A 15200-nucleotide genomic window follows, 5' to 3' on the forward strand; every position below is an offset into this window, starting at 1 on the left:
GATTTTGCATAGAAGTATCCGAGATCGGTTAGATCAGACAGCGGGCGCTAGGCCCGCTGTTAAGGGGCTGCGCTTACAGTTGCGCGGCTTTTACAGAACGCGCCAATGTTTCAACCGCTTCTTCAGCGCTGGTATCGCTGTTAAAGAAGCTGGTTACTACATCGTAGATCGCACCTTGCACCTGAGAGGTCGTCGCAAGGCCATGCGCGAAGCTTGGTACCAAGGTTCCGCTGGCAGAACTTGCCTCAAAGGCATCCATCGATGAGAGTGCACAGCTATCAAACGGTGAACGGTCCATCCCCATACGCGCCGGGATCGAACCCTTGTTCAGGTTGAAGGTTTCTTGGAACGCAGGCTCCATGACCAAGGAGGCCAGTTTCTCTTGCGCTTTCGCACCGTCATCATCGCTTAACTGGAACATCGCAAAGGAGTCGATGTTAAACGTGAAGGTACCGCTGGTATCGGGCGCGGCTAGGCAGACGTAATCCACACCCGGCTTTTTCCCGGCCGCGGTAAACTCACCCTTGGCCCAGTCGCCCATGATCTGCATTGCCGCTTCACCGTTGATGACCATCGAGGTCGCGATGTTCCAATCACGGCCGCTGGCGTTATCGTCGATGTAATCGCGCAGTTTTTTGAAGGTATTGAACACTTCGATCATTTTTGCGCCTTTCAGCGTCGCTTCATCGTGCTCAACAAAGGCTTTGGTGTAAAACTCAGGGCCGCCAACGCCGAGCGCGACCGCTTCAAACAAGGTCGCGTCCTGCCATGCTTGGCCGCCGTGCGCCAGTGGGACGTAACCGGCTTCTTTCAATTTAGGCGCAACTTCTAGGAATTGATCCCATGTGGTTGGGATGCCAACGCCGGCTTTTTTGAACGCTTCAGGGTTGGCCCATAGCCAGTTAACACGGTGAACGTTCACAGGGACCGCCACGTACTTGCCGTCGTACTTCATTACCTTGCTTACCACAGGTGGCAGCAATGAATCCCAGTTACCGGCTTTGGCGACCGAATCAAGGTCCGTCAGAAAGCCCAGATCACCCCATTCTTGGATGTCCAAGCCTTTGATCTGAGCCGCAGCAGGTGGGTTGCCCGAAATGGCGCGGGATTTCAGCACCGTCATGGCCGACTCACCGCCACCCCCGGCTACTGCAAAGTCTTTCCACGTATGACCTGCTTCGTTTAGGTAATCTTTCAGAACATTGATGGCCGCCGCTTCACCGCTTGAGGTGAGGTAGTGGAGCACTTCCACTTCCGCTGCGTGAGAAACCGTTGCTGCAACAGACAGAGCTAAACCCGAGAGGCAATACTTCATTTTTTTCATGTCTTAACCTTCTTTTTTTTGTTTTGACATAGATCGGATAGAGACCGAATACTCAGATTAGCAAAGCCCTTCAAGGCGATGGGTAAATTAATGAAAGCAAATGTAACACCTTGTTACATTCGTTAAGGAAGGTATCAATACAGCCTAGCCAGATGACCCGCGCGGCAGGGTAATGGTAACAACTAGCCCACCCTGTGGATGATTGCGCAGTGAGATCTCGCCGCCGTGTGCTCGGGCAATGTTACGGCTAATCGACAGCCCAAGCCCCATCCCAGGGTGCGTCGAGTGATCGGCCAAGCGCGTGTAAGGCTGAAAGACGCGCTCTTGCTGAGCTTCAGGAATCCCGGGGCCTTGATCATGAATGCTGATGATCAATTGCGTTCCGCTATCGGTCACCGTGACAGTCGCTTCCTTGCCGTAATAGAGCGCATTATCTAAAACATTCCCAATGCAACGTTTAAGCGCCAGTGGCTTACCCAAATACGTGTCCACTTGATGCCCGACCAAGCGAATCGTTTTGCCCGCCAAGGCAGCACCTTCGGCCATCCCCTCAAGAATGCGCGCCAGATCCACTTCGACACGGTTCTCGTGGATGTCGGTGTCTTTCACGCTTTGCAGCGCGCCTTTCACCAGCAGATCCAAATCCTCCAAGTCTCGGGTCATGGCTTCGCGTTGCTGGTCGTTATCGAGCATCTCGGCCCGAAGGCGAAGGCGTGTAATGGGGGTTTTCAAATCATGCGATATCGATGCGAACAAGCGCTCCCGATCATCTAAATAGCGTTGGATACGCCCCTGCATCGCATTAAACGCTTTTGCCGCGGCGACAAGCTCGGTCGATCCGTTTTCTGGTAACGGATTGTTTTCCCCATGACCAAAGGATTCAGCGGCTTTGGCTAAACGACGCAGAGGACGAATCAAGGTACGGACAATCCACACCCCCAACAACAGCACGGTAACCAACGATAAGACCAAGGTGACAAGGCGCTCCCTCGAAAGGGGCGAGGTTTCGCTTAAAAACTCCACATCCGGCATTACGGTCGCTAAGTACAACCACTCGCCTTCGCTGATGGGTAGCTGCAAGACTAAGATGGGCGAGCCGTCAGGCTTTACCCGCAGCGTAATGTCGCGCCAGCGCGGGGGTAAGTCTTCAATGAGGGTTTCGTTATTCAGCACATGAAGATCGGCAGGGTGTGAGAACTCAATCGAGACCGACGCAGGATCAATGCCCAACTGTTTTTTCAGCGCGAGGTGAAACTCCTCAATCACAATCGCTTTGAGCGAGTTGTCGGGCAGATCATTAATGTGGATAAACTCACGATTAAGCGAGACGAAAAACCGCGTGCCGCCCATATCGCGAAGCTGATCCAGCACCACGTGACGATAGGCCGTCGGAAGGGAGGTAAAAAACTGCACCGTCGAGGCCACCCGATACGCCATGTGCTGTGAGACTTCACGTACACGCAGCTCCCCATCGGCACGCCATTGGGTGTACCAGATGACGGCACTGATCGATTGCGCCAGCACGACACCGGCCGCCAAGGCCAATAAGATCCGTCCCGAAAGCGAGCGCGGGCCATAGCGGTTCAGTAGCCGCTTAAGCGTGTTCGACCAACGAAGCTTGATCACTGTGCTCTACCGTACAGGCCAGCAAGTACCCCTTGCCGCGCACTGTTTGAATGATGGATGGGGCTTTGGCGTCTTCATTTAAGCGCTGACGAAGGCGGCTGATGTGCACATCGACAAACCGATCCATCGGCAGGTTATCCCGCCCGCGGGTTTGTTCGGCTATGAACTCACGCGTCAGGGTTTCGCCAGGTTGGGATAAAAACAGATTTAATAGGTGATAATCCGCCCCTGTCAGCGCCCCCGTATCACCCGCACGGGTCCAAAGACGACGCGAAGTCATATCCAGCTCAAACCCAGCAAAGCGCACAAAGCGGCGCGCGCGGACTTTGCCATGTGGCTCTGGCACAGGCTCCATACGCCTAAGTACCGCACGGATGCGGGCCAGCAATTCACGAGGGTTAAAGGGTTTGGCTAAATAATCGTCAGCGCCAAGCTCCAGCCCGACGATGCGGTCCATCTCGTCGGAGTTGGCGGTCAACATGATCACCGGCATACGGGAAAAACCGCGAAGTTCTCGACAGACATCGAAGCCGGTCATACCGGGCAGCATCACATCCAAAATGGCGATGTCCGCCTCAAGGTGCGCACGTGCAGAATCCAAAAACGCTTCACCGCTCTCAAACGCCGCGACATCAAAGCGATTAAGCGTCAGGTATTCGGTCAGCAGTGAGCGGATCTCGTGGTCATCGTCGACCACGACAATCTTTTTAAGTGCATCTTGGGTCATAGTTATTATTGTGACCTCGAGCGTTAGGTGGGCGACTGTGCGCCCTGGTTATGCTTATTCGTTAGGGTAGCGTGTGTCTTTTAAGCTGTCTTTGATCTTTTTCAGGTGCGCATGAAAATCGACACCCCGTCGCAGCGTTACGCCTGTGGCCAACACATCCAGCATGGTTAGCTGCACAATGCGGGAGATCATCGGCATGTACACGTCGGTGTCTTCCGGCATTGGCGTGGCCAAATGCACCGTGCACTCTTGAGCGAGCGGTGAGTGATCGGCGCACACGCCTAAGACCGTTGCACCGTTGTTGCGAGCAATTTTAGCCACTTCGACCAAGTCCCGCGTGCGCCCAGTGTAGGAGATCACCACAAACACATCCCCCGTATGAGTCGCAGCTGCCAGCATACGCATCATTAATACGTCTTCGTGCGCGGATACCGGTAAGTTAAAGCGGAAAAATTTATGCTGGGCATCCTGTGCAACCGGGCCCGATGCGCCTAAACCACAGAAAAAGATCTGCTTGGCTTGAATCAAAAAATCCACCGCTTTAGTGATCATCGCAGGGTTCGCGGTTTTACGCGATGAGTCCAACGCCATGATGGTCGAGGTAAAGATTTTGTCGGTGTAGTCTTCGGCCGTGTCATCTTGCTCAACATTACGGCTTACGTACGGAGTGCCACCCGCTAAGCTCTGCGCCAACTGAATTTTAAAATCAGGGTAGCCCGAGGTATCAAAGTTACGGCAAAAGCGATTTACCGTTGGCTCACTGACCGACGAGGCCTGCGCTAACGTCGCAATACTCATGCGCGTTGCTGTTTCCGGATCCTTTAGGATCACATCCGCCACTTTTCTTTCAGATTTATTAAATTTGTCCAATCGGGTGCGAATCTGATCTAACAGGTTCATACTGGTGTTTGAACTCATAAGTCTCGGTGCCTGCATGAGGTAGTGAATTAACTACATTTTAATCTAATTGGGTCGATGACTAAACGACTCTCTTCTAAGACTGTGTGGCCAACCTGGCTTTTCGTCTGCTTATCCTTACGGATCGAGCCATTCTCCTGCTTTTTATTTTAGTAAAGTAACCAAAATTTAATTGAAAACCCCATATTATTGGATTAAATTAAATAAAAATATCGGTTAAATAACTACAAACGAGGCGTCTACACCATGGTTTCTCATGACTCTGCGAGCGACGTAGTCATTTTTGGTGCGCTTGGCGATCTGTCCCAACGTAAGTTGATCGCTTCTTTATATCAGCTTGAAAGCGCCAACCTACTGCACGAAGAGACTCGCATCATCGGCGTTGCACGCGACGATACGGACACCGAAGGCTTCAAGGATCAATGTAAAGCCAGCTTGGAACGCTTTGTTAAACCTGACGAACTGCACAGCGATGCGCTGGAGCGATTCTTAGGCAAACTGCACTACGCCAATGTCGATTTTGGCCAAAGTGCGGAATATCAAAATTTGAAATCCGTACTGGAAGAGTCCAGCGGCCACGTGCGCATCTACTACTTTGCCACGGCCGCGGCGTTGTACGGCATGATCTGCCACAACTTAACCGAAAACGATTGCATCGAGCCAACATCCCGCGTTGTACTGGAAAAACCGATTGGGCACGATCACGAATCCTCGAACGAGATCAACGACAAAGTCGCTCAGTACTTTGAAGAGTCGCAGATCTACCGTATCGACCACTACCTTGGCAAAGAGACAGTACAAAACCTGATCGCTCTGCGCTTTGCCAACCCCATTTTTGGTGCACAGTGGAATCAGAACCAGATATCCCACGTGGAGATCACGGTGGCCGAAAAGGTCGGCATCGAAGGTCGCTGGGGCTACTTTGATAAAGCAGGCCAAATGCGCGACATGGTTCAGAACCATTTGCTGCAATTGCTGTGCTTGATCGCGATGGACCCACCGGGGGACTTATCGGCGGACATGATCCGTGACGAGAAAGTAAAAGTCCTTAAGCTGATGAAGCCGATCTCGCCCAACATGCACAACGACCACGTGGTGCGCGGACGCTACACCGCTGGCATGATCGACGGCAAACCTGTACCGGGTTACATGGAAGAGGAGGGTGCGAATCCAAACAGCACCACAGAAACCTTTGTGGCCCTTAAAGTCGAGATCAAAAGCTGGCGCTGGGCTGGAGTGCCTTTCTACCTGCGTACCGGTAAACGTTTACCCGAAAAAGTATCGCAAATCACGATCCACTTTAAGAAACAAGCGCACTACATCTTTGATGAGAGCCAACGCCATCTGGCCCACAACAAGCTGACCATCCGCTTGCAGCCAGAAGAGGGGATCTCCCTGCACGTGCTGAACAAAGACCAAGGCCTTGGCCAAGGCATGCGTTTGCGTGAAGGCCCGTTGAAGCTGAACTTCTCCGAAGCGTTTGAGAAAGCTCGCATCCCAGATGCGTACGAGCGTCTGTTATTGGAAGTGATTCACGGCAACCAATATCTGTTTGTGCGTCGCGATGAGATCGAATATGCCTGGAAGTGGTGTGATCAATTGCTCGATTACTGGGAAGAAGACAAAACACCGCCTCTGCCGTATGCGGCAGGCAGCTGGGGGCCGAAAGCCTCTGATCTTCTGGTGATGAAAGATGGACGGAGCTGGCATGAAGACCAATGAGTTAACCCTGCCTGATCAGGTAACCTTGATCGAGGCCGAGAGCCGACAAGCCCTAACCCAACAACTGGCCGATGCGATCGCAACACAGCTGAGTGATGCCATTGATGCACATGGCGTCGCCTCTTTGGCGGTATCTGGCGGCTCCACTCCAGTGCCTCTGTTTCAAGCGTTAAGCAAAAAGCCACTTCAGTGGGACAAGATCATTGTCACGCTGGTGGATGATCGCTGGGTTGCGCCGGATCATGCCGACAGTAACGAAGCACTGGTACGCACACACTTACTGCAAAACGAAGCCGCGCAAGCGCCCTTCATCCCGCACTATCAGCCGGGATTACCGGCAGCCGCAGGCGCAGCGCCTTTGTGCAAAAAGCTGAGCGTGATTGATGGCCCACTGACTACCGTCATTCTAGGTATGGGTAACGATGGCCACACGGCGTCCCTGTTTCCGTGCTCTAGCCAGCTCGAATTGGCCCTGAACAGTGATCGCGATTGCGAGGCAACGAAACCAACAACCGCGCCTCATTCTCGCATGACACTGACCCCGAAGCGCCTCTTTAACAGCGAGCATCGCATCTTACACATATGCGGTGAAGATAAGCTGGAGACGCTCAGCAAAGCCCTTGGCATTAACAATCCAAAAGTGATGCCGATTGCGCTGTTTGCTCAACAACCTTTGACGATTTACTGGGCGCCGTAATCGGTCTTGGCCCTTGGGAAGTACTATGGATTCAAAAGCATACGCTGCCAAAATTGACGCGGTAACCGCAAAGGCTCCGATCATTCCGGTCTTAACCATTGAACGTGTAGAAGACGCCATCCCGATGGCCGAGGCACTGGTGGCCGGTGGTTTACCAGTCCTTGAGATCACACTGCGCACCGAAGCGGCATTAGCCGCGATTGAAGCGATCGCCAAAGCGGTGCCTGAAGCGTGTGTCGGTGCCGGCACGATTTTGACACCTGAAGATTACCAAAAGAGTGTGGATGCAGGCTCCGAGTTTATCGTAAGCCCAGGCGCCACCTTAGAGTTGCTGGATTACGCGGCTGAACAAGCGGTTCCGCTCTTGCCGGGCATCCAAACCGTTTCCGAAATGATGGAAGGCCTGAAACGCGGCTACCAACGTTTTAAATTTTTCCCGGCAGAAGCCAGCGGGGGTATCCCAACGCTGAAATCGTACCACGGGCCTTTCGAACAGGTTCGCTTTTGCCCAACCGGCGGTATCCGTGCGCATACCGCTAAAGACTACCTGGCTTTACCAAACGTCATGTGCGTTGGTGGAACCTGGTTGACGCCAGCAGACCTCGTCACGGCTCACGACTGGTCTGCTGTCACTCGCCTTGCTCAACAATCTCTCCAACAGTTGTCCTGAGCAGGGCACCCTATTTCCTATGCCTGAAAACAAAGGACGGTTAGCCCGCCATCAGGCGGGCATTTTTTTACCAGTTTTCAGTCCATAAACGATTAGTGCTCGCACCCGATCATCGGCAGTATACGTAAAAAAGAAAGAAAAATAGGATCGATACAATGCCAAGCCAATCTCACGCTGAACCCAACTCATCTCCCGATCATTTACCCGCTTGGCAATCGCTTAAAGCGCGCATCGCAAAGGCCAAGACAACACCGATCCGCGATCTGTTCGAAAAGGACCCAGAGCGCTTTCAAAAGTACTCTCTTAAAGTCCAAAACCTGTTGTTGGATGTTTCCAAAAACCCGATCGATGATGAGACGCTTAAGGACTTGATCCAGCTGGCCAAAGAAGTAGGCCTAGACGAGTGGCGTAATCGCATGTTTCACGGCGATAAGATCAACGTCACCGAGCACCGCGCCGTGTTACACACCGCGCTTCGAAACCGCAGCAACACACCAGTCTTTGTTGATGGCACTAATGTGATGGATGCGGTCAACAACGAACTGAAACGCATGAAGCGCTTTGTGAACGCAGTTCGCAAAGGCTACTGGCGTGGGCACTCAGGCAAACGCATTACCGATGTTGTGAACATTGGTATTGGCGGCTCGGACCTAGGCCCGCGCATGGTCACCCAAGCCCTAAAGCCACAGGCCGATGGGCGTATCAACGTCCACTTTGTATCCAACGTCGATGGCGTTGAGATTGCACAAACGTTAAAAGAGCTGAACCCTGAGCGCGTCTTGTTTGTGGTGGCTTCCAAAACCTTCACCACCAGCGAAACCATGACCAACGCTGAAACCGCCCGCAACTGGCTGATGGCGTCGGCGTTTGATCGCCGCGCGGTGGCAAAACACTTTGTGGCCGTCTCCTCCAATCGCAAAGCGGTCAAAGAGTTTGGCATCGACGAGAACAACATCTTCAACATGTGGGATTGGGTCGGTGGACGTTTCTCACTCTGGTCAGCGATTGGCTTACCGGTTGCACTCAAAGTCGGCTTTAAGCGCTTTGAGGAGATGCTCTCTGGCGCGCACGAGATGGATCTGCACTTTAGAGATCAACCCTTTGAAAAGAACATGCCGGTATTACTGGCGCTGGTAACACTTTGGAACAGCACCTTCATGGGCAGCCAAAGCCAGGCGATCCTCCCGTATGATTGGCCGTTGCAGCGCTTTGCAGCGTATCTGCAGCAGGCCGAGATGGAGAGTAACGGCAAATCGGTTGATCACGATGGCAAGCCCGTCCCGTATGCGACAGGCTCGGTGATCTGGGGGCAGCTTGGTATCGATGGGCAGCACGCCTTTTACCAATACCTGCACCAAGGCAACACGATTGTACCGGCTGACTTTATCGGCTCCATAGAAAGCTCGACACCGGTATCCGGCCACCATGAAAAGCTGATGGCGAACTTCTTTGCTCAAACCGAAGCCTTGATGAACGGCATCAGTGAAGAGCAAGTGCGTGCGGATTTAACCGCGCAGGGCCTCCCTGAAGCCGAGATCGAGATGTTGATCCCGCACAAGGTACACAAGGGGAATCGCCCCACCAACACCATCATTTTGGACCGACTCGACCCGCGCTCATTGGGGGCGTTAATTGCGCTTTATGAGCACAAGATTTTTGTTCTTGGCGTCATTTGGGACATCTGCTCGTTTGACCAATGGGGCGTCGAACTTGGCAAAACGCTGGCAAAACGTATACTCCCAGAGATACTGGAGAACAAAGTCAGCGACACTCACGATGCCTCAACCCGCAACTTGATCAGCTACTTTGTTGAAGAAAGACAAGCCTTGCTGAACAAGGACAAAGGGTAGTGCAGTTTAAAAACCACGCCATGCCGGTGCAAAAGCGCATTGCGCTGATTGCCCACGACAACATGAAAGATGAGCTTTCCGATTGGTGTCAAAAGCACCGGCCGGAGCTGGCACAGCACCTGCTTTTTGCCACCGGAACCACAGGCCATCGCCTAGAAAAAGCCCTTGAGCTACCGATCACTAAATTGATCAGCGGTCCTCTTGGGGGCGATCAGCAGATTGGTGCCATGCTGCCTGAGCAGAAAATTGACCTGATCATCTTCTTTTGGGATCCGTTCGAGCCGATGCCACACGACCCAGACGTAAAAGCCTTATTGCGCGTCGCCGCGGTGTGGAATGTAGCGGTTGCCTGTAACCGCAGCTCAGCCGACTTTTTGATCAGCTCGCCGCTGATGCGCGAAACCCACGAGTATCGCATCCCCGACTACGAGCAATACTTAAGCACACGAATTTAACGTTCGCTTATCCACAGAACGGACACAAAAAAGCCGCTTTCATCGAAGCGGCTTTTTCATTGGGCAACCGATTAGAGCGACTGCGACGAGAGGGTTGTGGATAACTGCGTGCGCTGATCGGGGCTTAGCTCGATCAAATCATATTGGCGGGTATTCGCCGCTTCAATGCAAAGGTAATCGTCCACTTGATCCAAGCCGATGTCTAAAACATCCGCCGCTGCATCCCCCGCGTTCCACACAACGGTGGAGCCGCTAAACTGCTTATCCACCAGCAAAACACGATTCCAGCCGGTATCGATTAGCTTCACCAATGAATCGGCTTGGTAGATACGATCTATCGCCTGCGTTAGAGGCAGTGCGCCGGATTGGGTAAACTCGGCAAAGCCTTCGTTTTTATCCGAGTAGCGGGCCCCTTCAAGCCCTTCGACACGAACATTCGAACGGGATGAGATCGCAAGGTAGGTGTGCAACGCCTGCGTCATTCGCACCGTCGTATCGCTGATGTTGTGAGTTTTCATCGTCAGTGTCAGCGCGCCGTTGTGAACTTTAATCACCAAAGCCAGATCCAGATCTGGCCAAAGTGGGCCCACCGGCTTCAAGAGCCATTCGCCGCCTTGTCCGTCACACGCTTGCTGATCGACTTCCCACTCTACCGTGCGTGCTACACCGTGAAACGGCTGCCCCTCTTTGTTCTCTAGGGGTTCAGCAAACCACGGCCAACACAGAGGCACACCACCGCGGACCGCCTTAGGCTTGGGTTGCGGCTTTTGAGTGGTCCACAACACCGGAGGTTGCCCCTCAGGCTTAAACCACAACACTTGCGCACCAAAGAGCGAGAACACCAGATCCCCAAACGCTTGGCGCACCACGCGCACGGGGAAACCCTCCCAGGTTGCATCATGAATGCCTTGGTCGAAGCTCTCCAGCCATGTTGATAGCGATGCGCTCGTACCTTGTTCGGTCATTTACACTCTCCCTGACATGTTTAGTTACTTTCTCTGAGTCATCTGACGGCAGAAAATTCCACTAACCAAACACTTCTTCGTTAAAGAGCGCAGCCGCAGCACCCACCAAACCCGGTTGCTCTGCCACACACAGCCAAACAGGGATCAGTGACAAGTAATCGTTAAAGCGTCCTTTATCTTCAAACGCCTCGCGAAACTCGCTGTCTTTAAAGAAGGGGATCATGCGCGGCAAAATACCGCCACACAAGTACACACCGCCGCGCGCACCGAGGGTTAAGACGTTATCGCCAGATACCGTACCTAAAATACGGCAAAAACGGCTCAGCGCTTCAACCGCACGCGGGTCTTCATTGGCAATGGCCGCTTCTGCGACTTCGGACGGTTTTTGGTAACGTAGCTCCGATTGAGTGTGCTCAACCAGCGCTTCATAGATGTTCACAAGGCCTTGTCCACAGAGCACACGCTCAGCTGAGACACGGTCGTACTTGCTGTTCAGATAACGCCAAATAATGATGTCGAGCTCATCAATGGGGGCAAAACTGATGTGCCCACCCTCTGAGGCCAGCGGGATCCAATCATCATTGGCTTTAATCAAACCAGACACCCCAAGCCCTGTACCTGGGCCGATCACCAGACGCGGCGCATCGGAAAATTCAGCTTGCGTGGTTTCAAGGTTGCCGCCAATCTGAATCACTTCATCGTCATTCAGGTTCAGCATACCGAGTGCCATCGCGGTAAAGTCGTTGACGATCTTGATCGACTCAAGACCCAGCGAGGCTTTCAATCCAGAGCGGGTAAACTTCCAGTGGTTGTTGGTCAGTCGAATCTCTTCTTGCTGCACTGGGCAAGCAAACGCTAAGCACGCTCGATTGACGCTTTCGATATCAACACCAACCAGATCAAAATACGCCTTACAGGCCAGATCGACGTTGTCATACTCTGCACACTTAAGTGTCTCGCACTGGGTTAGCTCAACCGAGCCGTATTCAACAAGGGCGAAACGCGCATTGGTTCCGCCGATATCCCCAACCAGACAGAGATCGTGACCGATCATCCATCCACCTCCATAAAATCAAAAACGGTAGCGCCTTCCTCGGCACAGTTAACTTGGCGACGCATGGGTAAAAACAGCTCGCGTCCCATCCCTTTCTGGTGTTCAAACGTAACCGCAGGTGTAGTTACTTCGCGGTTTTGCCATTCATTGGAGTCTGCGATCAGCTCCAGCGTGCCCGCCACCGCATCAAGACGTATTCGGTCACCGGTTTGGACTTTACCGATCATCCCGCCTTGCGAAGCTTCGGGCCACACATGAATCGCGGCGGGTACTTTACCAGAGGCACCGGACATTCGGCCATCGGTTACTAAGCCGACTTTAAAGCCCTTGTCTTGAAGCGTGCCTAAGTAGGGCGTCAATTTGTGAAGCTCTGGCATACCAATCGCCCGCGGGCCTTGGAATCGGACCACGGCAATAAAGTCGCGCTCAAGCTCACCGCGTTTAAATGCATCGGCCAGCTCGTCCTGATCATCAAAGACAATCGCATCGGCTTCGACAAACCGATGCTCATCCGCCACCGCCGAAATCTTAATCACACCGCGACCCAAGTTACCGCTCAGGACTTTTAGGCCGCCATTTGCACTGAACGGGTCTTCAACAGGGCGCAGCACATCCAAATCTTTGGATTCGGTTACCCCTTCACGCCACACCACTTTGCCATCCTCTAGGAAAGGCTCTTGGGTGTAACGGGATAGGCCTTCACCAACAACCGTCATCACATCGTTGTGCAGATAGCCGCCTTTTAATAACTCGCGCACGAGGAAGCCAACACCACCGGCCGCTTGGAAGTGGTTGATGTCCGCTTGGCCGTTTGGATAAACACGCGCCAGCAAAGGCACCACAGAGGAGAGGTCCGAAAAATCATCCCAGTCAATCTGCACACCCGCGGCACGGGCAATCGCGACCAAGTGCATGGTGTGGTTGGTGGAGCCACCGGTGGCTAACAAGGCAACGATCGCATTAACGATCGACTTCTCGTTAACAATCTCGTACATCGGCGTGAATCGGCCGTTTTGCGTAGTCAGGCGAATGGATTGCTGAGTGGCTTCTTTGGTCAGCGCATCACGAAGCGGCTGACCAGGGTTAATAAAGGAGCTACCCGGAAGATGCAGACCCATCATCTCAACCATCATCTGGTTGCTGTTGGCCGTACCGTAAAATGTACACGTACCGGCACTGTGGTATGAGTCTGATTCGCACTGCAGCAGCGCATCGCGATCCACCTTGCCTTCGGCATACAGCTGGCGAATACGGGCCTTCTCCTTGTTGGGAAGACCACTTGGCATCGGGCCTGCCGGCACGAATACCGTCGGTAGATGACCAAAGCGCAGCGCGCCCATCAAAAGACCCGGTACAATCTTGTCACACACCCCCAAATAGAGCGCCGAATCAAACATGTTGTGGGATAAGCCGATTGCCGTCGCCATCGCAATGGCATCACGGCTAAACAAGGATAGCTCCATCCCCGGTTGACCTTGAGTCACACCGTCGCACATGGCCGGTACGCCACCCGCAAACTGCGCTACAGAGCCCATTTCGCGGGCCGCTTCACGGATCTGATCGGGGTAGTGTTCAAACGGTTGGTGTGCCGACAGCATGTCGTTGTAGGCCGAGATGATGCCAACGTTGACGGCGTTCATCATTTTGAGCGCGTTTTTATCCTCTTGACCGCAGGCAGCAAAGCCATGTGCTAAGTTGCCACACGCTAACTGTGCACGATGCACACCGCTTTCTTCAGCTCGTTTCATTTGATCGAGATACGCCGCACGAGACGAGGCACTTCGCTCGACAATGCGTTTCGTTACTTGCTCCACCACGGTATGCATAGGAACTCCTACGGTTTTTATCAGAGGTTTACGCTCAAAAATGTACTTTTTATGAAATTTTAATAAAAAAATAACTATACTTCTTTCTAATTATAAGGATTTTAGTAATATTAACAAAATAAATGAGCATTATTGTTCATGTCTGATCTTCACTCTATCAGACAGGTGTGGAAGTACCGTGAGTTTTTCTCACAAGAGTGACTGAATCCGTTGTTATGTACGTTACCGGGGCCTGAATGGCCCCTTTTTTTTCATTCGCACCAAACTGTTTAGAAAACGATCAACCTGCCGCTATCCTTACCTTCCTGAACACTGAATTCAAACACCGACACACCTCAATCGGATTGGCACACACAAATGGATGAACGCCCTTTTAAACGCAGTATTGGCTTCACACTCATTGAGTTAATAGCCGTTATCGCCATTCTTGGGATCCTTGCAGCCTTAGCTCTTCCAAGGTTTATAAACATGACTCAAGATGCAAAAGTGGCCGCACTTGAAAGCATCGCAGGTTCAATGAGATCAACCATAACGCTGACACAAGCGAAAGCTCGCGCCAATGGCCTAGAAATCGCTAGCGCTATGCCACTCGATCAATCCAGCTATGTACTGGAATTCCCTTTCGGTAGAGCGGAAGTCGATTGGCGCAATTTGTGTCCTGAAAGCAGTGCTGAACTGGGAGATTCATTGAGGATGATCGATTTTTTACAACTCTCCAGTGATCAGTTCGATACGCCTAGGATTGATAACCAATACACCTTGATTGGATTTGATGTTCCAGATGCAGGGCTTCCGACCAACCAAGGGTGCTATGTGATCTACGATTCTTTTGGTGATCCCAATTGCTCAGTAGAGATTGTTACAGCGGATTGTGGTTGAACTCTTTTCTAACCAACATTGACAGAGCAAGGCCAGTCTCTTTTTGGAATCAAAGTTCGTCTCAAGAAGCCATCTAATCACCTATCATCTTACATTCACGCATTCGTGCACGTCGAAACGCACCATCGCACTGTTTATCCCAACATCGCTTACGGTACGAATGTACTTCTAGGCTGGTCAGGACTTGCCGGGCAAAGGTCGAGCGCTAGACGATGACCAAGTCCGCTTTACTGGCCAATTTAGCCCGACACTAAAGCCGCAATAAATTATACTGTCACATTAAAAGAGTGATTAAAAATCCTCTCGGTATGGGGATAGCTGATGGTTACGTCCTGCTGGATGGGAAAACAATATACACAGCATACACAGCAAAAGACCTAAAAGTAGGTATGCTAAATAGTCGTCCCTGAAAAACACCCTTTACGCACGGACCAAACTCAGGCTCTGTGCGTTCATTTCTCTTCTTTCCAATAACCCGATCAAATAC

Annotated in this window: 13 protein-coding genes; 6 read left to right on the top strand and 7 right to left on the bottom strand. The window is 52.3% G+C overall.

The genetic code is table 11. The features are described 5' to 3' along the window. Positions 1-73 precede the first annotated feature (73 nt). The 4 genes from ACXAF9_RS15770 to ACXAF9_RS15785 all read right to left on the bottom strand — a co-directional run bounded on the left by ACXAF9_RS15770 (position 74) and on the right by ACXAF9_RS15785 (position 4595). Positions 74-1324 (bottom strand): ABC transporter substrate-binding protein, encoded by a 1251-nt coding sequence (locus ACXAF9_RS15770; RefSeq protein WP_475075678.1) that lies wholly within the window; start codon positions 1322-1324, stop codon positions 74-76. A 144-nt stretch (positions 1325-1468) separates the two neighbouring features. Beyond that, the gene (locus ACXAF9_RS15775) at positions 1469-2950 is read right to left on the bottom strand and encodes an ATP-binding protein (RefSeq protein ID WP_475075680.1); all 1482 of its coding nucleotides are present in this window, start codon (positions 2948-2950) and stop codon (positions 1469-1471) included. Further along, the gene (locus tag ACXAF9_RS15780; RefSeq protein WP_475075684.1) at positions 2919-3677 is read right to left on the bottom strand and encodes a response regulator; all 759 of its coding nucleotides are present in this window, start codon (positions 3675-3677) and stop codon (positions 2919-2921) included. Before ACXAF9_RS15780 ends, ACXAF9_RS15775 begins: the two co-directional genes overlap by 32 nt. 54 nt (positions 3678-3731) lie before the next feature. Continuing rightward, positions 3732-4595 (bottom strand): MurR/RpiR family transcriptional regulator, encoded by an 864-nt coding sequence (locus ACXAF9_RS15785; protein ID WP_475075687.1) that lies wholly within the window; start codon positions 4593-4595, stop codon positions 3732-3734. Positions 4596-4841: 246 nt separating this feature from the next. On the opposite strand from ACXAF9_RS15785, the gene zwf reads away from it, so the two are divergent. From zwf to ACXAF9_RS15810, 5 genes are all read left to right on the top strand, one after another. Then, complete coding sequence (gene zwf, locus ACXAF9_RS15790; protein WP_475075689.1) at positions 4842-6317, top strand: glucose-6-phosphate dehydrogenase; 1476 nt, start codon at positions 4842-4844, stop codon at positions 6315-6317. Continuing rightward, positions 6304-7014, top strand: a complete 711-nt coding sequence (pgl, locus tag ACXAF9_RS15795) for a 6-phosphogluconolactonase (protein WP_475075691.1) — start codon at positions 6304-6306, stop codon at positions 7012-7014. Before zwf ends, pgl begins: the two co-directional genes overlap by 14 nt. Before the next feature lie 25 nt (positions 7015-7039). Next, complete coding sequence (locus ACXAF9_RS15800) at positions 7040-7684, top strand: bifunctional 4-hydroxy-2-oxoglutarate aldolase/2-dehydro-3-deoxy-phosphogluconate aldolase (protein ID WP_475075693.1); 645 nt, start codon at positions 7040-7042, stop codon at positions 7682-7684. 155 nt (positions 7685-7839) lie between these two features. After that, the gene (pgi, locus tag ACXAF9_RS15805) at positions 7840-9534 is read left to right on the top strand and encodes a glucose-6-phosphate isomerase (RefSeq protein WP_475075695.1); all 1695 of its coding nucleotides are present in this window, start codon (positions 7840-7842) and stop codon (positions 9532-9534) included. Beyond that, positions 9534-9989, top strand: coding sequence for a methylglyoxal synthase (locus tag ACXAF9_RS15810; RefSeq protein ID WP_475075697.1), 456 nt, complete (start codon positions 9534-9536; stop codon positions 9987-9989). The genes pgi and ACXAF9_RS15810 overlap by 1 nt, the downstream gene beginning before the upstream one ends. A gap of 71 nt (positions 9990-10060) precedes the next feature. On the opposite strand, the gene ACXAF9_RS15815 is transcribed toward ACXAF9_RS15810, so the two are convergent. The 3 genes from ACXAF9_RS15815 to edd form a co-directional block, all read right to left on the bottom strand. Further along, positions 10061-10954: a D-hexose-6-phosphate mutarotase gene (locus ACXAF9_RS15815; protein WP_475075699.1), complete on the bottom strand. Its 894-nt coding sequence runs from the start codon at positions 10952-10954 to the stop codon at positions 10061-10063. A gap of 61 nt (positions 10955-11015) precedes the next feature. After that, complete coding sequence (locus tag ACXAF9_RS15820) at positions 11016-12008, bottom strand: glucokinase (protein WP_475075701.1); 993 nt, start codon at positions 12006-12008, stop codon at positions 11016-11018. Next, the gene (edd, locus tag ACXAF9_RS15825; protein WP_475075703.1) at positions 12005-13834 is read right to left on the bottom strand and encodes a phosphogluconate dehydratase; all 1830 of its coding nucleotides are present in this window, start codon (positions 13832-13834) and stop codon (positions 12005-12007) included. The genes ACXAF9_RS15820 and edd overlap by 4 nt, the downstream gene beginning before the upstream one ends. A gap of 357 nt (positions 13835-14191) precedes the next feature. Between edd and ACXAF9_RS15830 the strand changes: the two genes are divergently transcribed. Next, on the top strand, positions 14192-14713 hold the full coding sequence (locus tag ACXAF9_RS15830; RefSeq protein WP_475075705.1) for a type II secretion system protein: 522 nt from the start codon (positions 14192-14194) through the stop codon (positions 14711-14713). Positions 14714-15200 lie beyond the last annotated feature (487 nt).

The sequence above is a fragment of the Neptunomonas sp. ABH4_499 genome, from assembly GCF_056160565.1.

Coding starts and splice junctions, on each gene's coding strand:
- pgl (WP_475075691.1), top strand. CDS start 6,304: ATGAAGACCAATGAGTTAACCCTGCCTGATCAGGTAACCTTGATCGAG.
- ACXAF9_RS15820 (WP_475075701.1), bottom strand. CDS start 12,008: ATGATCGGTCACGATCTCTGTCTGGTTGGGGATATCGGCGGAACCAAT.
- edd (WP_475075703.1), bottom strand. CDS start 13,834: ATGCATACCGTGGTGGAGCAAGTAACGAAACGCATTGTCGAGCGAAGT.
- ACXAF9_RS15785 (WP_475075687.1), bottom strand. CDS start 4,595: ATGAGTTCAAACACCAGTATGAACCTGTTAGATCAGATTCGCACCCGA.
- ACXAF9_RS15815 (WP_475075699.1), bottom strand. CDS start 10,954: ATGACCGAACAAGGTACGAGCGCATCGCTATCAACATGGCTGGAGAGC.
- ACXAF9_RS15830 (WP_475075705.1), top strand. CDS start 14,192: ATGGATGAACGCCCTTTTAAACGCAGTATTGGCTTCACACTCATTGAG.
- ACXAF9_RS15800 (WP_475075693.1), top strand. CDS start 7,040: ATGGATTCAAAAGCATACGCTGCCAAAATTGACGCGGTAACCGCAAAG.
- ACXAF9_RS15780 (WP_475075684.1), bottom strand. CDS start 3,677: ATGACCCAAGATGCACTTAAAAAGATTGTCGTGGTCGACGATGACCAC.
- pgi (WP_475075695.1), top strand. CDS start 7,840: ATGCCAAGCCAATCTCACGCTGAACCCAACTCATCTCCCGATCATTTA.
- ACXAF9_RS15770 (WP_475075678.1), bottom strand. CDS start 1,324: ATGAAAAAAATGAAGTATTGCCTCTCGGGTTTAGCTCTGTCTGTTGCA.
- zwf (WP_475075689.1), top strand. CDS start 4,842: ATGGTTTCTCATGACTCTGCGAGCGACGTAGTCATTTTTGGTGCGCTT.